Genomic DNA, 22790 nt, shown 5'->3' with positions numbered 1-22790 from the left:
TCGGCGGGGGAAACCGGAACTCTGCACGTCGCGCTGATCCGGTGCGCCCCATCGGGCGGTTATGTTCCGTGGCGCTGGCCGTAGGTCGGCAGGCTGTCGCGGGGGTCAGGTGTGGCATGATAGATGCCACGCGCAATGGCGCGTGCCATCACCGTCGCGGCCGCATGACCCAACAGGGCCGCATCGGGCGCGGGTCTGTCACCCTGCGACAGCGCAAAGATCAGGTCGCCGTCCATCGGCGTATGGCTGGGGACTAATGCACGGGCGAACCCGTCATGCGCGGCCGTTGCAAGCCGGGTGCATTGCGCCTGCGTCAGGGCCGCGTCGGTTGCGATGATCCCAAGCGTGGTGTTGCGGCTGGCCCCTTTTGTCGCGGGGTGGCCCTGCGGATAGGTCAAGGCAGGTCCGTGGCCTCCGAATTCTGCATTGACCTCCCACGGGGCTGCCCAGAAATGCGGGGTCTCGCCCACCGTGGCTGATCCCAGGGCGTTGACCGCGACCAGCGCCGCTACGGTCGTGCCGTCATCCAGCCTGACAGACGCCTGACCCAGCCCGCCTTTCAGCGTGGCCGTGGTCGCACCGGCCCCCGCGCCGACGCTGCCCAGCCCGGCACCATCGCCTGCGGTTTCCAGCGCCCGCAACCCCAGTGCTGCATAGGGGTTGACGTCCCACCCCTTGTCCCCGCCGTTCAACAGATCGAACAGGATCGCTGCCGGCACGATGGGCACCCGTTGGCCGCCCACGTCGAACCCGCGCCCCGCTGCGCGCAATGCATTGGCAACCCCCGATGCCGCATCCAACCCCAGCGCCGACCCGCCCGACAGGACCAGCGCGTCGACGCGTTCGATCAGTTTGTCAGGGGCCAGCAAATCAGTCTCGCGGGTGCCGGGGGCACCGCCCATGACATGCACGCCGCAAACAAAGGGTGCGGCGGCGGTCACGACCGTTACACCCGACATGATCCGGTCGTCCTGTGCATGTCCGACCCGCAGCCCGGGCACATCGGTCAGCAGATTGCGCACCGTCAGACCGCCACCGTGATATCGCCAAGGTAGGTGAGGTCGGCCGTGTCATCCAGGGTGTATGGCAGTCCGCCGAACGCCAGTTCGGTCAGGATGATCAGCGTATTGTCCCCCGCCAGCCGCAACAGCACGTCGTCCACGCCCTCGGGGTCCAGAAATTCCGCCAATCGGTTGGGAATGTCGTCGTGCACCGCCTCGACCTGTGCGTCGTCGACAAAGGCACCCGACAGTTGCTGGGTCAGGGCGCTGGGCAGCTCCGTGCCCGGCGGCGACAGGCAAAACGCCTCTGCCGCTGCCTGACTGTCGAAATTCGCACCGAACAGATGCAAACGCATCTGACCTTGCGGTGGAGGGGCGGGGCGGGTCGGTTGCGCGATCCGCGTGCTCTCTGATGGGATCAGCCTGGTTGCGTCCCGCAACCCGCGGCGGGCCAGGTATCGCAGCAGTCGATTGAACAGGCCGGACAGCGTCATCTGATCCACCGTTGCATGTTTTTTGGGCAAAAATCGCGTTGCATGGCCTGACAGTGCCGCGCAGGCGCATCCAAGGCAAGCCACCGGGTAAACGACGTGTGAGGAATTGAAACCCGGCGGCTTGGCGATTTGCCTATCCCGATTGTGATGTTAAAGAGATCAGAAGCTAAAAATTGGTGATTTGGAAAATGAGCGCATATTCGTCCCTGTCTCGTCGTGCCTTTGGGTCCATGCTGCTGGCATCGACCGCGGCGGCCTGTGCCCCGCGCGTTCCCGAAATGCCGGTGCCTACCGCACCGCAATTCCTGCCGGAATACCCCCCCCTGCGCGATGCGGGTTACGACCTGCCGGCGATTCCCATCGAATACACCCAAGGCATCAATCGCCGGATGGAAGGCGTCTATACCGGCGAGGCACCGCGCGGGTCCATCGACGTCGATCCTTACGCCAAATTCCTGTATCATGTGAAAATGGACGGCACCGCCACGCGTTACCCCGTGGGCGTCGGCCGTCAGGGCCGCACCCTGTCCGGGCTGGCCACGATTCAGCTGAAAAAGGCCTGGCCGGGCTGGACACCCACCGCAAACATGATCCGCACCGAACCCGAGGTGTACAGCGATTTCCGCGGTGGCATCCCCGGCGGCCTGCGCAGCCCGCTGGGCGCGCGCGCCCTGTATATCTACCGGAACGGGCGCGACACCTTTTACCGTGTGCACGGCACCAACGATCTGGAAAGCATCGGCAATTCCGGTTCCGCCGGCTGTATCCGCATGTTCAACCAGGACATCATCCACCTGTACAACAACGTGACGACACCGATGACCATCAATATCCGGTCCGAGGCGGAATCCCTGCGTGTCGACCCCGAGTATTTCAACCGGGGCGTGGAACTGCCGCCCAAGATCATCAGTGCGGACGAACTGCTGGGACCAGAGGCCGTGTCCTCTGACCGGGAACCGATGCGGGATGAACTCGCCAGCAACTTCTGATTGCGACCCTTCGGTCACGCCGCCTGACAAAGACGGCGTGACCCGTGCGGCACACTTGGTCCGCGCCCATGCTTTGCCTAACTTATGCCCGACTGGTGGGGCTTGGTGTCCCTTCGGCGCACACAGGCAGGGGACAAGGGCATGGCGAGTTTCGATCAGCAAATCCAGGACAGTCAGGCGCAGGTCGCGGCCGCGCAATCGCAGATTGCGGAAATGACCGCACGCATCGAACGCGCGCGCGCCGATCTGGGCAGTGACGTGGCGATTGATCTGGAAAACGCCACGCTGGACGACGTCCACGCCCAGACCGACCTGATGAACGCCAATATCGCGGAACTGATCATGGGGCTGGACGATGTGACCGCCGGGTTCAGTCGCGATTTCGACGAGATGCGCACGAAAACCACCACGGAAAAACTGATCGGCATTTTCTCGCGCGGCAAGGCTGATTCGATGCGCGAGGAACGCATCCGTCAGGCGTCGATCGACGACAAGCTTCAGGACCTGATTTCCAAATCCGACGTCATCACGCGGCTGCTCAAGGGGCAGCTGACCATGTTGGAGGACCAGAAAACCAAGGTGGACGGGAACCTGCAAGGCACGCTGACAGAGCGCGAGGTGACCGTGGCCGAACTGGAATCGGTCCGCGCGGAAATCGCAGGCATGGATCCCGCGATCATCACGCTTGAAAACAAGATTGCGGTCGAACAGGACACGCAGGCCCGCACCAAACTGGAAAGCGAGCTGGCCCAGCTGAACACCCGCTACAACGAACTCGTGCAGGCCGAACAGGTCCAGCTGGCCAAGTCGCAGACGCTGGAACGCTACATCGAAAAGGGCAAAACGTGGATCGATAGCCTGCAAAACCAGGCTGCGACCCAGATGGTGCTGATCAACAAACTGGAAACCGACACCCGCCAGCGGGTCGTGCTGTATGACGCCCTGTCCAAATCGCTGAAAACCGCGCAGCAACAGGACGTGGCGCACCGAATCAACGAGATCGGCGTGAAAACCGACCAAGAGGCGCAGACCGCCATGGCCGCCATCGGGGCCGCAACCAACAACCGGATGGCCGACATGCTGGAGGCACACGGTGATCACATGGTCTTTGCCCGCGACATTCTGGAACAAAAGGCCAAGGCCGATGAGCGGTTCATGCGCCGCTTTGCCCGGATCGCGGAAAAACACGATTCCAACCGTTACGGGCCGCAGGACGTCTAGGGCGGCATGTCGGCGATCACGGCACCACTGGACCATTTCAAGCTGGAGGACACGCGCGTCACCCGGCGCTATTTCGCCAAGTTTCACCGCATCACGCGGCATCTGACCCGTGTCGCCGCAACCTTGCAGGCCGAAGGCGGGCTGAATCGCGCAGAGATCAGCGCCATCGTCAGCTACCTTGCGGGGCTGAACTACAGCTTTACGGCGTTGTCGCACCGTTATCACATGGCAGGCCGTGTGCCCCACGCAGGTCAGCTGACCATCGACCGCATCGAGAGCGGTTTTCCCGTCCATGCGGAACTGATGGACATGGCCGCCGATGCGGCACGTGCGGCAGCTGACCTTGCCGACATGCCCTCCGTGGCAGACCTCAAGGGCGCGATGGTGCGCCAGATTACCGGCGATCTGACCATCCCGACGGACCTGCAATTCACGCTCGCGCGGCGGCTATATCTGGAAGAACTCGCCAAGGGGCGGCTGTTTTTGCCGCGCAACGATCCGCAATCCGTCTATGTCGCCACCGCCAGCAACGGGCGGCGCCGATTTCTGGTCCATTGGGCCGTCTATGACAGCGAGGTCAATCTGCCCGTCATCTATCTGATGGATGTCGAGGACAGTGGCCGCACAGCCCTGCCCAAGGACGACCGCCGCTGGCCGCAGGCCCACGCGCATCTGATGGCGCAGTCCCTGACGGGTTTGAAACTGCTGACCATTGCGACCGGATTCGATCAGGATTTCGATGACCTGCATCCCGTCCGCCTGCGCCGGTTCCATATCGGGCCGATGTATTCGCACGCCTTTACCCGCCAATCGGGGCCCCTGCGCGATGTGCTGGCGGTGGCCAACAGTCCCGAAGGCGACGACTGGGCGCTGGTCTGGACCGAAGAGGAACTGATGACCGACCGGGTAGAAAGCGTCAAATCCGGCTGGTTCGGCACGGTGGAGCGACAGATATTTGCCCAGGACCCCTTTGCCGACGCGGCGCTGGACCGGGGTGCAAGTCGGATGGAACGCAGCCTGATCCTGCCCGCGCGACCCTATCAGGCCCTGGCTGATGCACGACCTGCGGGGTTCGCGGACGTGGTGAAATACGTGGTCTCTGACGATGGCCGCGTGGTGCGCAGACGGTGAGTGCGGATGCCTCCGGCGGGAGTATTTTTGGCAAGATGATGGACATGACATGAGCCAGACCAGCGATCAGGTGGAGTTGCGCGAAAGCGATATCCGCGCGCAATACGGCGCAGCACTTGCGTTGCTGGACGGGTTCGATCACGCGCCGCGTCTGGCGCAGGCCGGTCCTGCGACGGCACCGGAACGGTCGGCGGGCATTGGCACGCGGCGGGCGTTCCGGTCCACGACGCCGGGTCTGGTCACGCGCCGTACCGCACCTGCGGGGGCGGTGTCATTGCAGGACCGGATCGGGGCGGTCGGTGACGACGCACTGACCACGCCCTTGCAGGCGCAGGTGCTGCAGGCGCTGCGGCGCGCGCTGGCCATTGCGCTGGCCGTTGGGGATCAGCTGGGCGATCGCACCGGGCTGACAGCACTCAAGGCCGCAAATCTGAACGGAACCCTGTCCGCCGACCGCCGCGTCGCATTCGCCCAATCGCTGGAGGCAGAGGCGCTGGCCGTGCTTTTCGTATTTGGGTCAGCCACCGCACACCTGCTGGCCGATCGCGCAGGCGGTGAAACGGTGGATCTGTCGCAGATCGACGAGTTGCTGGTCGAGAATGCACCGCTAGCCCTGAACGGTGTGTTGTGGGAGCTGGACCGCGATATTGCAGAGCTTGCGACTTCTGACGCGACGCTGGTGGCGACGGTTCTGGCCTTTGCCGATGCGCTGCAGGATCAGGTGACTGCCCGTGCGGGCAGCGCCGCCGGGCTGGAGGCGTTTCGTCAGGCATCATGGCACGTGGCGGCCGATGATTTCGCCCTGCGCGGTTTCACCCCCGCCCGTGCACGGCGCAGCACCCCGCTGACGATGGCGTTCAAGAAACCCCACGAGGTCATCGGCAATCACATCGCTAAGGCGCAGGCCATGCGGCTGGCCAAGATGCTGATGGCCTATGACTTTGACCGGCGGCTCAATCCCTTTGCCGAATTGGGCGGTTTCATCTTTACCTTTATGGGGGACGGTGCGCCGGGCACGGGGAAAACCACGCTGATCCAGATGATGGCCGGGCTGATCTCGGGCTATTGCGAAACGGCGGGTTATCCGTTCCGCTATCAGAACCTGTCGACGGAAAACATCGACAGCTATCAGGGTAAATCGGGTCAGAATGCCAAGGCCTTCGTGGACAACATCCTCGACCCCAATGTCATCGGGTTCGGCACCATCGACGATATCGACCAGTTGGCGGGCAAGCGCGGTGACCGCCAGTCCAGCGCGGGGCAGCTGGAAATCACCGCCGTGCTGATGGATGCCTTTGCCGGTGCGGGCACCGTGGTGCGCGGCAACTGCACGTTCGGGATGTTCTCGAATTTTCCTGAAAACGTCGACGACGCGCTACGCCAGCGGGCGGGTGCGCGGTTTCTGGTGGATGGGCCGCAAACGCAGGACGATTACATCGACATCCTGCATCTGCTGCTGGGGAAAAAACATGATATTCCCCTGGGCAACCATGACCTCTATGCCGCACAGGCGATCCAGCGCGCCGTCGCTGCCAGCTATGCCAGCCATGCGCGGCCCAAGGAGGCGGCCTTGGAAAACGTGTTCGACCGCGTACAGGACCGGATCGGTGCGCTGGACACGATTGCGAAACTCGGCACCTACCTCAAGGCGATCCAGGAGGCCGACGCCCGTTTCACCGGTCGCGCGATCAAGAACATCACCGATGCGGTCAAGGTGCGCGCGATGGACTTTGAGCTGCCCGACGACTGGATGGAGGACCCGGAGCTTTTCCTGTTTCAGGACTATGACACGAAAATGGGTATGATCTCGGAGTTGCGCAAACCGATCACGCCGGAAACGGTGTTGCAGGAAATCAACCGCTACGCCGACAGCGAATTCCGATATGCCGACAAATCCGACGCTGTCGCCATCGACACCGCCGTGCGCGAGATGGAACGCATGGCCGAGGCACGCCGCCGATTTGCGGCAGGCGGTGCCGCATGATCGACAGCCTGCTGCTGCCTGCGATGGTGCTGGCGCTGCTGGCATGGCTGGTGCCGAAACTGTTGTCGATGCTCTTGCCCGAGGGCATCAGGCCGCTGGTCCTGAACGGCGTGCTGTCTTCGGTAATCCTGTGCGTGATCACGGGGGGCTATTTCATGGCGCTCTACGTGATCAGCGGGATACCGTTCGACCGTATCCTCGACCTTGGCATCTTGGGAAGTGTCGTCTTTTTCGGCAGGCTGGCCATGTCGACCGCATTGATCTGGGGGCCGATCATGGTGCTGTCATTGGCGGGTTTGCCGCGGACCTGGGTGGATGTGGTTTGGTAGGGGTGTCGGCATGCATCGCTTGATTGCGCGGGGGTTGATGTTCGGCAACCTCGTCGCGGTTGACAGTCCGGTGCTGGTGGCGCGCTACAACCGCGCGCTGGCGGCACTGACAGGGCGGACAACTGCGCTGGACCGGTTCCATATCGATATATCCGGGTTCAGTCCCGAAATCGGCGAAGAGCTGGGCGACCCGCGCTACCTCAATCCGCGGGGGGTGAACCGTCAGTTCATCCTGTTGACCACCGATCAGGCGCGCGCGCCGCTGCTGGATGCGACCTTTTCAATCAGCAGGCAGATTCTGCGGCAGTTCATCACCGACAATCAAGCGACGCTGTTTACGCTGACCGCACAAGACGCTGTGGCGGGTGAATTGCTGAATTCCGTCTATACGGCCGAGGCCGCGGCACAGCTTTTCGATATCCGTCGCATCCGCATCACCGCCGACACCACCGCTGGAACGATCGCCAACGCACAGGCACTGGGGGCGCTGATCGACGCGTTCACGACGCGTCCCGACGGCTGGTATGACGACGTCTTGATCGCGCAGATGATCGATCTGGCGCAAAAGACCGGGGACGTGTCGCGGCATCCGCTGCGCCTGACCCAGAACGAATACGTTGCTTCTGATTTCTGGACTGCACATTTCGGCGGGCTTTATGTGTTTCGGGACGTGACCCATCCCGCCGCGATCGCCGTTGACCCCGATCAGGCACTGGGCGATCTGCCGATCCTCAGTCAGCTGGATTTCAACGACCGGGCGGCGATTGCACAGTTCCTGTCCGAAAACGATCTGGCGGTGCCTGTGGCGCAGGACCGCAGCGCGCGGACCATTGCGATCCTGCGGTACAAGATGGACCAGATCACGGCCCATACCGCGGCCATGGCGGGCGAGGCGCTGAATGCCGTGACCAGCCGCGACATGCATGCCCTGGCGCGGCGTCACGCACAGGCCTTGCCCGCGGCTTGGCACGGGCTTGCCGCACTCTTGCGCTGGGCGGCCGATGGCGGGCCCTGGCCGCGCATCACTTCCGACGATCCGGCCTATTTCTATGTGATGCGTGCCCGTCCCGGCCCGCAGGCGGATCTGGTGAACATGATGCTGGCCGAACTGTCGCCGCTGGATGCCCGCCAGTTGTTCATCTGTCATAAACGCGCGTTTTACGCAGCCTACGCGGGCTGGCCGGACCCGATGCGCGACTACGTGGCAAACATGCTCGAACGTGATTATCTGGGGAACAAGGCGCAGGTGCGCGACCAATTGTTCGGTGACACGTCACGCCGGTCGGGGCCGCCGCCGCTGCCCGCCCGCCGTGGCCCTTGGGGATAGTGAGGACCAAATGGCATTTGTCAGATTGCTTGTTTTTGCACTTGTCGGCCTGACGGTCGTGTATTGGTCACTATCGCTGTATTCCGCTTCGCTGCGACGCGAACGGCTGGAAGACGACTATGACGCCAACCCGGTGCCAGGTCAGACCCGCGAGGCCTATGTCGCCGCAGGCATGGCAACCTATCGCAAGGGACTGCGTCCCAAGCTGCTGCTGGGCGTCTATGTTGTGCCGATTGTTGTCGTGTCGGTGATCATCTATGTGGTGAACAATAACTAAGGGGGCGTCATGCGCGCGATATTCTTCTTTCTGCGTCTGTTGCCCATTCTGGTATTGGGCGGTTTCCTGCACTACGTGCTGCCGCAGCATGACACCGTCCAGATCACCTCGACCGAGGTGATCCGCACGGATTTCAGCAATCTGAACCGGATATTCTATGCCCAGGCTGACAATGGCGGTGTCGAACAGGCCACCCGCGACCTGCGCCTGATCAACACGACCAAGGTGCGCACCTATCTGCTGGGGTTCATTCCGACCGACCGGACCGAGGTCATGGTCTACCGCAACGAGGACACCGGCTGGATCTGGCCGCCCTATTTCAAATTCGACAGCGCCGATCTGCAGGCCGAGGCATCGGCGGCCGCCCGTGCCGACGGCTGGTACAGCATCACGCATTATGGTTGGCGTAACCGTTGGCTGTCGATCTATCCCAACGCGGTGCGGATCACGCCGGTTGATGGCCCGAACCCCGGCATCGTGCCGTGGTTCAATATCTTTTTCTTCAGCTTTCTCTTTGTCGCCTTTTTTGTGGTGCGCGGCATGTGGCGGCAATTCCGCGAAAGGATGATCGATCCGTCAATCGATGCGGCCGAACATCAGTTCGACGAGGCCCGCGCAGGGTTGGCCCAACGCCGCAGCGGATTGCGCCGCTGGCTGGACAGCTGGAAATCCAAGGACCGCCAATAAGGGCAGGACTGGGGCGCTGCCCCAGACCCCGGGATATTTACGACCAGAAGAAGCCTGGGCCTCAGGCCCCGTAGGGCACCCAGATCGTCTTGACCTCTGTTGCATGGTTCAGGATGTCGCGCGTGTGATCCTGCAACGGATCGAACGGCCCGGTCCAGGTGCGTTTGAGATTGCCCGCGCTGGCCGCCTCGATCATCTGCGCGTTGCCGGACAGGCCCCAGACCGCGTCCAGATCAAGGTGCCGCGCCATGGGTTCTGCCAGATCCGCATGGGCACCTGTCAGGATATTCACCACGCCGCCCGGCACGTCTGAAGTATCCAGCACCTGGTAGAAATCGGTGGCAACCAGAGGAAACGCCTCTGACGCAGCCAGTGCCACGCGGTTCCCCATCGCAATCGCCGGGGCCATCAGGCTGACCAAGCCAAGCAAAGGCTGCGCGTCCGGGCACAGGATACCGATCTTGCCCACAGGTTCCTTCATCGCCAGTGCCACGCCGCGTAGCGGGACGCCTTTGACCTGCCCGTCGTATTTGTCGGCCCAGGCGGCGGCGCTGAACAATCGGTCAACGGAGGCCGCGACCTCTGCCTTGCCGTCTTTGCCGGTCATATCCTTGATGCGGTTGGCGAATTCATCCGCGCGGGCTGACAGGTTTTCGCCGATGTAATACAGAATCTGCGCGCGCAGATGGCCCGTGGTCCGCGACCAGCCGCTGGCAGCATTCATCGCCTCGACCGCATTGCGCAGGTCCTTGCGGTTCGACAGGCTCGCATGTCCCAGCAGCTTGCCCTTGGGGCCGTAGACCGCACGGGAATAGCCGCCGTCAGGTCGCGCCTGTTTGCCACCGATGTACAGCTTGGCCGTGCGGTCCAGACCCTCTGCTGTGCCGTCACCGGTGTAGGCTGCGACAGCCGCTGGCGATTTGGCCGCATTAGCGGGTCTGGTATAGCCGCCCAGCCCCTCCCAGCCGCCTTCGCGGCCAAAACCGCTTTCGCGGACCCCGCCAAAGGGGGCTGCGGCATCCATCATGTTGGTGCCGTTGATCCAGACAATCCCCGCGACCAGTTTCGGTGCGAGATCGAGCGCGAGGTTCACGTTCTCCGACCAGACCGACGCGGCAAGACCGTAGGCGGTGTTGTTCGCGATCTCGACCGCCTCAGCCGGGGTGCGGAACGTGGTCGACACCAGCACGGGGCCAAAGATTTCCTGTTGCATCAGCGGTGATGCCGGGGCCAGGCCGCTGATCAGGGTCGGCGGGTAATAGCAGCCGGCTGGTACGGCCGTCTGGTAGACCTCGCCATCGGTATTCGCCGCGACCATGTCGCGCACGCGGGCCAGTTGGTCAGGATGCACCATGGCACCGATGTCGATGCATTTGTCCAGCGGATCGCCAATGCGCAGGCTGTCCATGCGGGCGCGCAGCTTGGTGTGGAACACATCCGCGATGCCCTCCTGGACCAGCAGGCGTGACCCCGCACAGCAGACCTGGCCCTGATTGAACCAGATGGCATCGACCAGACCTTCGACCGCGCTGTCGATGTCGGCGTCGTCGCACACGATGTAGGGGCCCTTGCCACCCAGCTCCAGCGACAGCGCCTTGCCGGTACCGGCGGTGGCCTCGCGGATGCGGCGACCCACGGCAGTGGACCCGGTGAACGCGACCTTGTCCACCTCGGCGGTCACGATCATCTCGCCCACGGCACCGTCGCCCGTCACGATGTTCACGACGCCTGCCGGCACGTCGGCCTGACCGCAGATATCCGCAAACAGCAGGGCCGTCAGCGGCGTCCATTCGGCTGGTTTCAGGACGACCGTGTTGCCCATCGCCAGCGCCGGCGCGATTTTCCAGGCCAGCATCAGCAGCGGGAAATTCCACGGGATCACCTGACCGCAAACGCCCAGGGCTGCGCGGTCCGGCATTTCGGTCCCCATCAACTGGGCGTAGCCCGCGTGGTGATAGAAATGGCGTTGTGCCAATGGCACGTCGATATCGCGCGCCTCGCGGATCGGCTTGCCGTTGTCCAGCGTTTCCAGCACCGCAAAGAGCCGCGCATGTTTCTGCAACAGCCGCGCCAGCGCATAGAGCACCCGCGCGCGGGCCGCACCATCATTTGCCCATGCGGTTTGCGCCTTGCGCGCGGCCTTGACGGCGGCATCGACATCCGCCTGTGTGGCCTGCGAGACCTGTGCCAGCGTCTGACCGGTTGCAGGGTTCACCGTCGCGAACAGATCGCCCGGTGCCGTCCAGGCCCCGCCGATAAAGTGACCGAAATCACCCTTTTCAGCCAGCCAGGCATAGGCTTCCTTGGCGCTCTCGGGGGCAGGGCCGTAGTCCATCGTCTCAAAGATCTCCTTGACGGTCATCGCTGAACCCCTGTCATCATCTTGCCAAAAATACTCAAAATACGACGGTCATGCCATCGCGTGACGCCATCCGGCAGAGTAGCTGCCGCTGACGTGATGTTCCAATTGCCGTTCGATATCGCCCAGCAGGGACGATGCGCCAAAGCGGAACAGATCGGGTTGCAGCCAGCGGTCGCCCAGCTCGTCCTTGATCATGGACAGATAGACCAGCGCGTCCTTAGCCTTGGAAATGCCGCCGGCGGGTTTATAGCCGACGCAGATCCCTGTTGCCGCATGATAGTCGCGGATCGCGCGGATCATGGTGAGGGTCACGGGCAGGGTGGCGTTGACGCCTTCCTTGCCGGTGGAGGTCTTGATGAAATCGGCACCTGCCATCATGCACACCAGCGAGGCGCGGGCGACGTTGCGCAGTGTGCCCAGCTCGCCCGTCGCCAGGATCGCCTTGACGTGGGCCGCGCCGCAGGCGGCGCGCATCTGCGCCATTTCATCGTAAAGCGCCTGCCAGTTTCCGGTCAGCACATGGCGGCGGCTGATGACGATGTCGATTTCCTGCGCGCCCGCGGCGACGCTTTCGCCGATTTCGGCCAGCCGCAGGTGGAACGGCGACAGACCCGCCGGAAATCCGGTGGACACAGCAGCGACCGGGATACCGGACCCGGCCAAAGCATCGACAGCCACCGGCACCATGTCGTGATAGACGCAGACCGCCCCCGTGGTCAGGCCGGTCATCCCCAGGGCATCCAGCAGCGGGGCGGACACCGGCTTGCGGGCCTTGGCGCACAGGCGGCGCACGCGGGCGTCAGTATCGTCACCCGCGAGTGTCGTGAGGTCGATCAGGCTGATGGCCTTGCACAGCCAAGCGGCTTGATAATCCTTTTTCACGCTGCGACGGCCCGGCAGGCTGGCGGCGCGCCGCTCGATTGCGGAGGTATTCGCCTGAGCGCGCATCACCCAGTCCATGTCCAGCGGCATTCCGGGATTGCGGGGCAGATGCACCTGCGGCAGGTGCGCAGTGGTCGTGTCTTGCAGGGTCACGGGCGGCCTCGTCAACTGTTTGCGAAACCGTGGCACGGGTACGCCTGCGGCGCAAGGTTTGACCGAATGGTCAAAAGGCGTCGACGCAGCGTCAGGGAGGTGACGAGGCGGGCATTTGCCGATACAGCAGGCCAAACAACGCCGGAGCGCCCCATGAGTTTTGATCGCAGCCTGAAAATCGCCCCTTCGATCCTGTCGGCGGATTTTGCCAATTTCGGTGCGGAAATCCGCGCGATCGAGGCGCAGGGCGCCGATTGGGTGCATGTCGACGTCATGGATGGCCATTTCGTGCCGAATCTCACTTTTGGCCCGCCTGCGGTCAAGGCGTTCCGTCCGCATGTGAAAACGGTGATGGACGTGCATCTGATGATCTCGCCGGTGGATGCCTATATCGACGCCTACGCCGATGCGGGGGCCGATATCTTGACGGCGCATATCGAGGCCGGACCTCATATTCACCGCACGCTTCAGGCGATCCGCGCGGCGGGGATGAAGGCGGGCGTGGCCCTGAACCCCGGCACCCCGGCCGAGGCCGTGGCCGATCTGCTGGATATGGCCGATCTGATCTGCGTGATGACGGTGAACCCCGGTTTCGGTGGGCAGAAGTTTATCGACATGACGGCCAAGGTGGCCAAGCTGCGCGCCATGATCGGCGACCGCGCGGTGCACATCGAGATTGACGGTGGTGTTGATCCCGTGACCGCTCCGTTGGTGCGGGCGGCTGGCGCCGATGTGCTGGTCGCAGGCTCTGCCGTGTTCAAGGGCGGATCGGTCGACAAGCCGGAGGTTTACGGCGCGAACATGCAGGCCATTCGCGCCGCCGCAGGCTGACGGCGGGACGCCGCTGTTTCGCTGACGCGAAAGACGCCCCGCCCGCCGACCCGCTACGCGCTGATCGTCACCGTGTCTGCGTGATCAAGGTATACAAACCCGCTGCCCGGCAGGGTCAACGTGCCGTCCGCCAGTGTTGCGTCATGCGGTCCCGTGATGCTGGCCGCACCCGAAACCTGCAATGTCACCGCATCGGTGCGGAGGTTGAACAGGCAGGTCAGATGCCGACCGTCCACGCTGCGTCGCAGGCCCAACACGGGATCGGGCAGGTCGAGGAACGTCGTCTTGCCGCGCGTCATGCAGGGATGTGCCCGGCGGAATGCGATGATGTCGCGGTAGAAATGCAGCACGCTGTCGTTTGCGGCCTCTTGCAGGTCGACCGCATGCGCCGCCTGTGGTGCCTTGATCGGCAACCAGGGTGTGCCATCGGTAAACCCGGCGTTGGGGGCATCCGACTCCCAGACCATGGGCGTGCGGCAGCCGTCGCGCCCCTTGATCCCCGGCCAGTAGCGGATCGCCTGCGCGTCGGTCAGTTCATGGTATTCCATGACGGTTTCCAACTGGCCGAGTTCTTCGCCCTGATAGATCCCGATGGTGCCTTCAAAGCTGAACAGCATCGCGGCCGACAGACGGGCCATCGCATCCTCTGATACCGCGTATTTCGACCAGCGCGACACATGGCGCACGACGTCGTGGTTCGAGAATGACCATTCGGGATGACCATCCGGCGCGCCTGCCTGAAAGCTTTCGATGCAGTTGCGGAAATGCGCGGGCGTGAATTCATCCGACAGCATGGCAAAGCTGTAGGCCATGTGCAGCCTGCCGTTGCCCTTGGTGTAATCGGCCATCAGGTCGATGCTGCGCTGGCCGTGGTCGCCCACCTCGCCCACCATCATGATCTCGTCATACTGATCGGCCAGCGCCCGCAGCCGTTCGATGAACAACACGTTCTCGGGGCGGTTCTTGTTGTAGATGTTGTCCTGCATGCCGAACAGGTCGGATGACATGACGATCATCCCCTCGGGGCGCGGGGCAGGGGGATTGGATCGCAGTTGTGCGTCGTGGACGTAGTAGTTGACGGTATCCAGACGAAACCCGTCCAACCCGCGATCCAGCCAGAATTTGCAAGTGTCCAGAATGGCATGCTGCACATCGGGGTTGTTGAAATTCAGGTCCGGTTGGCTGGTCAGGAAATTGTGCTGATAATATTGCCGCCGGGTCGCGTCGTATTCCCATGCGGGTCCGCCGAAATGGCTGTGCCAGTTCGTGGGCGGGCTGCCGTCCTCCAGCGGGTCGGCCCAGACGTACCAGTCGGCCTTTGGGTTGTCGCGATCCTTGCGCGATTCGATGAACCACGGGTGCTGGTCAGAGGTATGCGACAGCACCTGATCCACGATCACCTTCAGCCCCAGATCATGGGCGGTTTTCAGCATCTCGTCGAAATCGTCCAGCGTGCCGAACAGCGGATCGATGTCGGTATAGTTCGACACGTCATAGCCCATGTCGGCCATCGGCGAGGTAAAGATCGGCGACAGCCAGATGCAATCCACGCCGAGCGAGGCGATATGCGGCAGGCGGCGGGTGATGCCGGGCAGGTCGCCCACGCCGTCACCTGTGCTGTCCTGATAGGACCGGGGATAGATCTGGTAGATGACGGCGTCGCGCCACCATTCTCGCGTGCTCATGAATGCCTCCGATGAAACGTGGTGTCAGGGCGGTGGTAGCGCAATCACAAATCCACGCAAGGCCCGCCGCCCGCTTTGCCTTGCATGGCACCGCGCGAGAAAGCACAACGTTGCAAAACGAGGGATGATGATGACGGAACGGAAAAAGGCACCGCTGTGGTTCAGCGTGACGATCATGCTGGGATTGCTGTGGAACGTGTTTGGCGTGATCCAGTTTCTGGGCGGCATGGGTCGCACCGCCGATGATTATGTGTCGCAGGGCATGACCGCTGCACAGGCTGCGCTGATGGCGAACCAGCCACGCTGGCTCGAGGCGGCCTTTGCGCTGGGTGTCCTGTTCGGCGTAATCGGCTGCATCCGCGTGCTGCAACGCGCGCAGGGCGGGGTGGTTCGGTTTGCGCTGTCGGTCGTGGCGCTGTGCGTGATGATCGCGGGCAATGCCGCCTACGGCCTGTTCGCCGTCATGGGGCCGGAACGGTTGGCCACGATGCTGTTCACGCTGATGGTGGCGCTGATCCTGCTGGGCTGTGCCGCCTACGCCCGTCGCCACGACATCATTCCATAGGGGGCTGACATGGCCATTACGCCCGTCGCAGACATGGTTGCCGCCGCCCGTGCGCGGATCACGCAGATCCCGGCGACCGAGGCCCTGACCTTGACCGGCGACCCTGACGTGGTGTTCGTCGACCTGCGCGATGTGCGCGAACGCAAGAACGGCTATGTCCCCGGCAGTTTCCACTGTCCGCGTGGCATGGCCGAATTCTGGGTTGATCCGACCAGCCCGTATCACAAGGATATCTTTGCGCAGGACAAACGGTTCGTTTTCTACTGCGCCTCGGGTTGGCGGTCGGCGCTGACGGTTGCGACCTTGCAGGACATGGGGTTCGTTGCGTCCCACATCACCGAAGGGTTCGGCGGCTGGACGGCAGTAGGTGGCCCGGTGGCACACCCCGAACCGCGCGATTGAACTGCGGCCCGCGACCGCCTAAACCACGCTTCATACGACACGAGGGGTCATGATGCGCGTATTGGTCACCGGCGGGGCAGGCTACATCGGTAGCCATACATTGATCGAACTGCTGGGGCAGACGCACGAGGTCTGCGTGCTGGACAATTTCACGAACGCGAAACCCGTTGTCCTCGACCGGGTGCGCAGCCTGACCAACGGCAAGGTGTCCTGCGTCACGGGCGATATCCGGGATGCATCCGCACTTGATGCGGTGATGACCGATTTCGCGCCCGAGGCGGTGATCCATTTCGCGGGTCTCAAGGCCGTGGGCGAAAGCGGGCGCAAACCCGTCGACTACTACGACGTGAACGTGGCGGGCACATTGGCCCTGCTGCATGCGATGGACCGGCACGGTGTGCGGCGCATCATCTTTTCCAGTTCTGCCACGGTTTACGGCGAACCCGAATACCTGCCCTACGACGAGGCGCACCCCACCAACCCGATGTCGGTCTATGGCCGCACAAAACTGATGGCGGAACACGTGCTGACCGACTGGGCAGCGGCCAACAGCCAGGCCAGCGCCGTGCTGCTGCGATATTTCAACCCCGTGGGGGCCCATGCGTCGGCCCGGATGGGCGAGGACCCGGCCGATTATCCCAACAACCTGATGCCGTTCATCGCACAGGTTGCCGTGGGCAAGCGCGATAAGTTGCAGGTCTTTGGCGATGATTACGACACGGCCGACGGCACGGGGGAACGCGACTATATCCATGTGGTCGATCTGGCCCGCGCCCATGTCGCAGCACTTGATTACGCGGCCGGGCACACGGGTGCGCGCGCGTTCAACATCGGCACCGGTCAGCCCTACAGCGTGATGCAGATGGTGACCGCCTTTCGCCGCGCCTCTGGGCAGGCGATCCCCACGGCCATTGCCCCGCGTCGTCTGGGTGATATCGCGAAAATGCAGGCGGATGCGTCGCGTGCGCAGGCCGAACTGGGATGGCAGGCCACGCACACGCTGGACGACATGGCCGCCAGCACCTGGGCCTGGCAAAGCGCGAACCCTGACGGCTACGGCGACTGAACCTGCCATAGTATTGCCATCGTGACATTCGGTCGCAGGACGCAGGAACATTCCTGCGCCCCGCGCATTGTATCCACAATGAATGTTTCGTGAGGATGACGTGACCACCCGGCGGTCATGCGCTCGCGCAGCCGAAAGGATAGTACGATGGCAGACGCCAAAACAGAGATCGACGACGCCGTGAACGACGCCAAGGCCCAGGCCAAGAGCGTGGTAGAGGACGTCAAGGAACATGCTAAATCCGTCGCAGAAGATGCGCGCGAAACGGTCAAGTCCGAAGTGACCGCCCGCGCCAAGGCCGCCCGCAGTGCGGCCGCAGGCGAGGTGAACAACGTCGCCGCAGCCCTGCGCCGCGCCGCTGACGAAAGTCGCGACGGCAGCCCGCAGGAACGCACCTTTGGACAGATTGCCAATTCGCTGGCCGATGTGTCCGAAACCATCGGCAACAAGGATCTGGGAACGGTTGTCAGCGACGCCGGCAATTTTGCACGGCGTCATCCGCTGACATTCCTCGCCGGTGCCGCACTGGCTGGTTTCGCCATCAGCCGCTTTGCCAAAGCGTCCGAACGTCACGACGACTACGGGACCGACTATGGGCGCGACACTGATCCCGACGATATCGTCGGTCGGGGGTAACCCATGCAGACATCCAAGGACCCGCGCAGCACAGGTTCGCTGCTGTCCGACGTATTGAACAGCATCGGCAACCTGTTGCGCCAAGAGGTCGACCTGGCCCGTGCCGAGGTCGACGAAAACCTCAAGCGTGCAGCCCGCGCGCTCGCGCTGATCGTCGTGGGGTTGGTGCTTTTGTTCATCGCCCTAACCGTTCTGGTCACCACTGCCGTCAGTGCCCTGGTGCTGGCGGGCGTGGCCGAAATACTGGCGACGCTGATCATCGGTGTCATCACGCTGGTGGCTGCGGTCATCTTTGCCGTGATCGGGGTCAAGCGTCTGAAGCTGTCCAGCCTCGCACCCTCGCGTGCGGCACGGAACATCAAACGTGATGCCGCGATGATGAAGGAGGCCTACAATGACCGCTGACAATCGCACCCCGGGCGAAATCGAAAAGGAAATCGAGGCAGAGCGCGCGCGCCTGACCCGTGATCTGGACGCCTTGCAGGATCGGCTGACCGTCGATGGCCTGATGGACGAGGTGCGCCAGCAGGTCCGCAGCCAGATCGACGAACTGCAACGCAGCCTGCGCGGTCAGGTGGTCGAGGTGACGGGCGTGGTCGGTGCCGAACTGCGCACGCAGTTGAATCGGGCCGGAACGACCGTCGCCCGAACCACGCGCAAGAACCCCTGGCCGCTTGCGGTGACGGGACTTGGCCTTGCCTGGCTCGCCTACAGTGCGTTGAAACCCGAACCCAAACGCCGCGTCGGCTATGCGCCGACCAAATCCGCGCCAGTGCGCGGCGTGACGGATTATGACCTGTCGCCTGCGGATATGGCGGCGGCTGAACTGGAACGCGATGCGGACCGCTGGGCCCGCGATACCGCGGCGCTGGGTGTCGCACCGACACCAATACAGGATCCGCGCCCGTCCTGGGCGCGTGCCGATGATGAACTGACGACGCGCAGCAATGCTGGCGCGACAGAAAGGAACTGACATGACCGATACACGTCCCACCCCCGCAATGGTGCCCGGCGCCCCCGGCGACACCGCATCTGACACCAACAGCCGCATCGACGATCTGCGGCACCGTCTGGCCGAAGGCACCGAACATCTGTCCGAGGCGGCCCGCGCCCGCGTGATCGCGGCCCGCGAACGCGCCATCAGCGCCCAACGCAGCGCGCGCCGTGCGATGCACGACGGGTCGGATGCGGCGACAGATCTGTTCGACCGGCAACCGCTGGTGATCGGCGCATTGGCCTTTGCGCTGGGTGCCGCCGTTGCGGCACTCTTGCCCAAGACGCGCACCGAAAATTCCTATCTGGGCGCGCAGCGCGATGCCCTGATGGACGAGGCCGAGCGCATCTTTCAGGAGGAAAGCAGCCGCGCCCGCGCCGCGCTGGACACCGCGCAGACCGAAATGACATCAGCGGCACGCGATGTGACGGACACGGCAGCCCGCGCGGCACGATCCGCCGTCGATGACGCGGCAGAGGCGGCCAAGGATGCCGCACACGAGGTCGAAACCAAGGCGCGGTCTTCGGCCAAAGAGGTCAAGGCCAAGACAAAATCTGCGGCCAAACACTAAGCCGCGAAAAAAGGGGCGCTGCGGATGACCGCAGCGCCCCTTTTCTTTATCCAGCCCAGCTGAAATCGACCGCCGAGAAGCGATCTTTGTAGTCCAGTTGCGCAACCCACGCCGCCTTGTCGATGATCCTGAAATAGGGCCGCGCGATTTCCAATGCACCGCGTTTTTGCAGGTTTCGCAAAAGCCGGTTCACATAGATATCCGTCAGGCCCAGAACGTCGCCAATCTCTTTTTGTGACAACGGCATGGGGAATCGGTCCGATCCCTGCTCGCTGACCTGATCGGTCTTGGCCTGCACGGTCAGCAGGAAATGCATCAGACGATCTTCGGCGGAATAGCGGGTCACCGCATGCAGCCGGTCCAGCAGCGTCACGGAATCAAGGCTCGCCATCGACAGCAGCATTGCAAAGATACGCGGATTCGTGCGCGCAAGGTCGCCCAGTCGTTTGCGACTGATCAGACTGACGGTGCCATCGGTCTGCATCGTGGTCTGGTACAGCGCGCTGCTGAAACCCAGTTCCGACAATCCGACCACTTCCCCCGCCATGAACAGCTGCGCGATGGTCGTCTGGCTACCCGACATGATGCGTGTGATTGCCAGACCCGACCGGATGATCGCAATGCGGTCGTCAGGTGATCCGGGTGCGAATACGGTCTGACGTTTGGCCAGTTGGGTCGGGTTCTGTTCCAGCGCCGCGAGTGCCGCACGGTCGGACAACGACAGCTCTGCCAGATGGGTCATCCGCGTCAGGAACGCGCTTTGTCCAGAAGTTTTCATGATTTTCGAATCCAGTATATCGGCTGGCCACCGCGAAAACGGCGACTGGCGGGGGCAATCTCTTAAGCGTGTTGTAGGCAGGGCAAAAGTGTCACGGTATTAACTAGATTAAACTGGTCTAGCTTTTTTGCAGGATCGATGGTTGACGTTGCGGCAGTTAACGCCCTGGTGATCGGGTGCGGCATCTGGTCATCTGGGATCAAGGGGGGCATGGTGGGGGCAAATCCCCAGCGACTGTGACCGATTCCATGACCGAACTCGCCACGCTCGACCTGCGCAGGCTCTATTTGTTTCTTGATTTCGACGGCACGTTGGTCGACCTTGCGCCGACACCTGATGCAATCCATGTCCCCGACGATTTGCCGACGCTCTTGGCGGGTCTGCATGACCGGACGCAGGGACGGCTTGCAATCGTGTCAGGCCGCGAGGTGGCGCAGATCGCGCATTTTCTGCCGACGTTTCCCGGTGCAATCTATGGCGCACACGGGGCGGAATCCCGGGTGGACGGCATCGACCGGCCCCATCCTTTGGCGGGCAGCGCGACCGTGGCCGCCGTGCAGGCCGCCGCCGCCGATCTGGTCGCGACCGAGCCGGCACTGCTGCTGGAACGCAAGAAAACGGGCGCTGTCGTGCACTACCGCGCGGCCCCGACCAAGGGGCCGGCGGTCCGGGCTGCACTGTCGGACATGATCGCAGGCCATCCTGATCTGGTCCTGCACGCGTCGAAAATGGCGTGGGAAATCCGGCCTGCCGACGCGTCCAAGGCCGGTGCCGTGCAGGCCTTGATGGACGGGCAGCCCGATGACGTCCGACCCGTCGTGATCGGTGATGACACAACAGACGAGGAAGCGATGGAGGTCGCCCAGACCATGAACGGAATTTGTATCAGGGTAGGCGAGGGTGACACCATCGCCCCGCACCGATTGGATGCGCCGTCAGATGTTCACGCGCTGTTGCGGCGCTGGGCGGTGCAGCCATGACCGGGCGGCTGGTCGTCGTTTCGAACCGCGTCCCGTCTGACGGGCCGCCGTCCGGGGGATTGGTTGTTGCGCTGCATGATTGTCTGCGGGCAACGGGTGGGCTGTGGTTCGGCACCTCGGGTCGGATCACTGATGATCCTGACGACAGCTTTGCCCAGGTGCAAGGTGACGGCTACACCATGCGGACCTTTGACCTCAGCCCGGCCGAACAGCAGGGCTATTATCTGGGCTATGCCAATTCGGTGCTCTGGCCCCTGTGTCACCGCAGGGCGGACCTGATGGCGCTGAACGCGGGCGACTACGACACCTACATGCAGGTGAACCGGCGACTGGCGCGGATGATGGCGGCAGAGCTGCGCCCCGATGATCGCATCTGGATTCACGACTATCACTTCCTGCCGCTGGCCGATTGCCTGCGCGCCGAAGGCGTCACCGCGACCATCGGCTATTTTCATCACATCCCGTTCCCCGCGACACACGACATGATGGCCCTGCCGCAGCATGACCTGTTTCCGCACTGGATGGCGGGGTTCGACCTGTTCGGCCTGCAAACGCAGCGCGACGTGGCCGCGGCACTGGAAATGCTGCGTGGCCTGCCGGGGGCCGAGCTGCTGCGCGACGGCACGATTTCCTATCGCGAACGCCGGTTCGAGGTGCGCAGCTTTCCCATCGGGATCGACGCCGCGGCCTTTGCCGAAGAGGCCGCCCGGATCGACGGTCGCGCACTGCTGAACTTTGCCCCCGACGAACGGCTGGTAATCGGGGTCGACCGGCTGGATTATTCCAAGGGGCTGGATAACCGCTTGCGCGCCTTCGGCCGTTACCTGCGTGACCGCGCCGAGGATGCGCCCAAGGCGTCGCTGCTACAGATTGCGCCGCCCACGCGCGAAGAGGTCGACGCCTACCAGCAGATCCGCGAGGATCTGGAACGCACCGCCGGCAAGGTCAACGGCCTGCATTCCGATCTGGGATGGACGCCCATCCGCTATATCCACAGCGGCGTGCCGCGTGACACGCTAGCCGCCGTTTACCGTGCCGCCGACGTGGGGTTCGTCACGCCGTTCTGCGACGGCATGAACCTTGTGGCCAAGGAATTCGTGGCCGCACAGGACCCGGATGACCCCGGCGTGCTGATCCTGTCGCAGTTTGCGGGGGCCGTGGAACAGATGGCCTCTGCGCTGATCGTGAACCCCTATGACATCGGCGAAATGGCAAGGGCGCTGCGGCAAGCTTTGGCCATGCCGCTGGAGGAACGGATCGACCGGCATCAGGCGCTGGCGCGGGGGGTGTTCCGCAAGGACGTCGCCCATTGGACACGCAGCTACCTTGATACGATGGACCGCCTCTCGGCCGCGCGGGCCTGATCCGTCTGTGCATCCCTGCACAATTTCTGAGGGCCCATCGACCTGTGCGGATGCGCAATCGCAAGCTACCTATCTGGCAAC

At 63.3% G+C, this 22790-nt stretch carries 24 protein-coding genes; 18 read left to right on the top strand and 6 right to left on the bottom strand.

The annotated features are described in order from the left end of the window. Window positions 1-59 precede the first annotated feature (59 nt). Window positions 60-1022, bottom strand: coding sequence for a P1 family peptidase (locus tag LGQ03_RS12085; RefSeq protein WP_226748611.1), 963 nt, complete (start codon window positions 1020-1022; stop codon window positions 60-62). A gap of 2 nt (window positions 1023-1024) precedes the next feature. Beyond that, window positions 1025-1495 (bottom strand): hypothetical protein, encoded by a 471-nt coding sequence (locus LGQ03_RS12080; RefSeq protein WP_226748610.1) that lies wholly within the window; start codon window positions 1493-1495, stop codon window positions 1025-1027. Between the two features lie 188 nt (window positions 1496-1683). Here LGQ03_RS12080 and LGQ03_RS12075 point away from each other — a divergent pair, with 188 nt between their 5' ends. From LGQ03_RS12075 to LGQ03_RS12040, 8 genes are all read left to right on the top strand, one after another. Beyond that, on the top strand, window positions 1684-2484 hold the full coding sequence (locus LGQ03_RS12075) for a L,D-transpeptidase (RefSeq protein WP_090159829.1): 801 nt from the start codon (window positions 1684-1686) through the stop codon (window positions 2482-2484). A 141-nt stretch (window positions 2485-2625) separates the two neighbouring features. Beyond that, window positions 2626-3705 carry a GumC domain-containing protein gene (locus LGQ03_RS12070; protein ID WP_226748609.1) on the top strand — a complete coding sequence of 360 codons (1080 nt, stop codon included), beginning with the start codon at window positions 2626-2628 and terminating at the stop codon, window positions 3703-3705. A 6-nt stretch (window positions 3706-3711) separates the two neighbouring features. Next, window positions 3712-4836, top strand: a complete 1125-nt coding sequence (locus tag LGQ03_RS12065) for a hypothetical protein (protein ID WP_226748608.1) — start codon at window positions 3712-3714, stop codon at window positions 4834-4836. A 49-nt stretch (window positions 4837-4885) separates the two neighbouring features. Next, window positions 4886-6820, top strand: coding sequence for an AAA family ATPase (locus tag LGQ03_RS12060; RefSeq protein WP_226748607.1), 1935 nt, complete (start codon window positions 4886-4888; stop codon window positions 6818-6820). Then, window positions 6817-7149 (top strand): hypothetical protein, encoded by a 333-nt coding sequence (locus LGQ03_RS12055; RefSeq protein WP_226748606.1) that lies wholly within the window; start codon window positions 6817-6819, stop codon window positions 7147-7149. The genes LGQ03_RS12060 and LGQ03_RS12055 overlap by 4 nt, the downstream gene beginning before the upstream one ends. A gap of 10 nt (window positions 7150-7159) precedes the next feature. Then, window positions 7160-8476 carry a DUF6638 family protein gene (locus LGQ03_RS12050; RefSeq protein WP_226748605.1) on the top strand — a complete coding sequence of 439 codons (1317 nt, stop codon included), beginning with the start codon at window positions 7160-7162 and terminating at the stop codon, window positions 8474-8476. Between the two features lie 10 nt (window positions 8477-8486). Further along, a complete protein-coding gene (locus tag LGQ03_RS12045; protein ID WP_090159835.1) occupies window positions 8487-8753 on the top strand; it encodes a hypothetical protein in 267 nt (88 codons plus the stop codon). A gap of 9 nt (window positions 8754-8762) precedes the next feature. Then, window positions 8763-9440: a DUF1523 family protein gene (locus tag LGQ03_RS12040; protein WP_226748604.1), complete on the top strand. Its 678-nt coding sequence runs from the start codon at window positions 8763-8765 to the stop codon at window positions 9438-9440. A 61-nt stretch (window positions 9441-9501) separates the two neighbouring features. Here the strand turns inward: LGQ03_RS12040 and LGQ03_RS12035 are convergent, their stop codons facing one another. Both LGQ03_RS12035 and deoC read right to left on the bottom strand, forming a co-directional pair. Continuing rightward, window positions 9502-11802, bottom strand: coding sequence for an aldehyde dehydrogenase family protein (locus LGQ03_RS12035; protein ID WP_226748603.1), 2301 nt, complete (start codon window positions 11800-11802; stop codon window positions 9502-9504). 48 nt (window positions 11803-11850) lie between these two features. After that, a complete protein-coding gene (gene deoC, locus LGQ03_RS12030) occupies window positions 11851-12774 on the bottom strand; it encodes a deoxyribose-phosphate aldolase (RefSeq protein WP_319004496.1) in 924 nt (307 codons plus the stop codon). A gap of 216 nt (window positions 12775-12990) precedes the next feature. On the opposite strand from deoC, the gene rpe reads away from it, so the two are divergent. Then, entirely contained in the window at window positions 12991-13668 is a 678-nt protein-coding gene (rpe, locus tag LGQ03_RS12025; RefSeq protein ID WP_226748601.1) for a ribulose-phosphate 3-epimerase, read from the top strand. Window positions 13669-13721: 53 nt separating this feature from the next. Here the strand turns inward: rpe and LGQ03_RS12020 are convergent, their stop codons facing one another. Continuing rightward, window positions 13722-15353: an alpha-amylase family glycosyl hydrolase gene (locus LGQ03_RS12020; protein ID WP_226748600.1), complete on the bottom strand. Its 1632-nt coding sequence runs from the start codon at window positions 15351-15353 to the stop codon at window positions 13722-13724. Between the two features lie 130 nt (window positions 15354-15483). On the opposite strand from LGQ03_RS12020, the gene LGQ03_RS12015 reads away from it, so the two are divergent. The 7 genes from LGQ03_RS12015 (at window position 15484) to LGQ03_RS11985 (ending at window position 19587) form a co-directional block, all read left to right on the top strand. Then, entirely contained in the window at window positions 15484-15918 is a 435-nt protein-coding gene (locus LGQ03_RS12015) for a hypothetical protein (RefSeq protein ID WP_226748599.1), read from the top strand. Window positions 15919-15927: 9 nt separating this feature from the next. After that, window positions 15928-16320, top strand: coding sequence for a rhodanese-like domain-containing protein (locus LGQ03_RS12010; protein ID WP_226748598.1), 393 nt, complete (start codon window positions 15928-15930; stop codon window positions 16318-16320). Window positions 16321-16372: 52 nt separating this feature from the next. Beyond that, window positions 16373-17386, top strand: a complete 1014-nt coding sequence (gene galE, locus LGQ03_RS12005) for a UDP-glucose 4-epimerase GalE (protein WP_226748669.1) — start codon at window positions 16373-16375, stop codon at window positions 17384-17386. A 147-nt stretch (window positions 17387-17533) separates the two neighbouring features. Next, a complete protein-coding gene (locus LGQ03_RS12000) occupies window positions 17534-18022 on the top strand; it encodes a hypothetical protein (RefSeq protein ID WP_090159842.1) in 489 nt (162 codons plus the stop codon). A gap of 3 nt (window positions 18023-18025) precedes the next feature. After that, on the top strand, window positions 18026-18427 hold the full coding sequence (locus tag LGQ03_RS11995) for a phage holin family protein (RefSeq protein ID WP_157057457.1): 402 nt from the start codon (window positions 18026-18028) through the stop codon (window positions 18425-18427). Continuing rightward, window positions 18417-18995, top strand: a complete 579-nt coding sequence (locus tag LGQ03_RS11990) for a DUF3618 domain-containing protein (protein WP_226748597.1) — start codon at window positions 18417-18419, stop codon at window positions 18993-18995. The genes LGQ03_RS11995 and LGQ03_RS11990 overlap by 11 nt, the downstream gene beginning before the upstream one ends. Window position 18996: 1 nt before the next feature. Further along, window positions 18997-19587 (top strand): hypothetical protein, encoded by a 591-nt coding sequence (locus tag LGQ03_RS11985; protein WP_226748596.1) that lies wholly within the window; start codon window positions 18997-18999, stop codon window positions 19585-19587. Window positions 19588-19633: 46 nt separating this feature from the next. On the opposite strand, the gene LGQ03_RS11980 is transcribed toward LGQ03_RS11985, so the two are convergent. After that, window positions 19634-20365: a Crp/Fnr family transcriptional regulator gene (locus LGQ03_RS11980; RefSeq protein ID WP_090159845.1), complete on the bottom strand. Its 732-nt coding sequence runs from the start codon at window positions 20363-20365 to the stop codon at window positions 19634-19636. 248 nt (window positions 20366-20613) lie between these two features. Here LGQ03_RS11980 and otsB point away from each other — a divergent pair, with 248 nt between their 5' ends. Next, window positions 20614-21345 carry a trehalose-phosphatase gene (otsB, locus tag LGQ03_RS11975; protein WP_226748595.1) on the top strand — a complete coding sequence of 244 codons (732 nt, stop codon included), beginning with the start codon at window positions 20614-20616 and terminating at the stop codon, window positions 21343-21345. Further along, complete coding sequence (locus LGQ03_RS11970; protein WP_226748594.1) at window positions 21342-22709, top strand: alpha,alpha-trehalose-phosphate synthase (UDP-forming); 1368 nt, start codon at window positions 21342-21344, stop codon at window positions 22707-22709. Before otsB ends, LGQ03_RS11970 begins: the two co-directional genes overlap by 4 nt. Window positions 22710-22790 lie beyond the last annotated feature (81 nt).

It is taken from the genome of Loktanella gaetbuli, assembly GCF_020531945.1.
GTDB classification, from domain to species: Bacteria; Pseudomonadota; Alphaproteobacteria; order Rhodobacterales; family Rhodobacteraceae; genus Loktanella; species Loktanella gaetbuli.
This window is presented reverse-complemented; position numbering and strand designations above follow the sequence as displayed.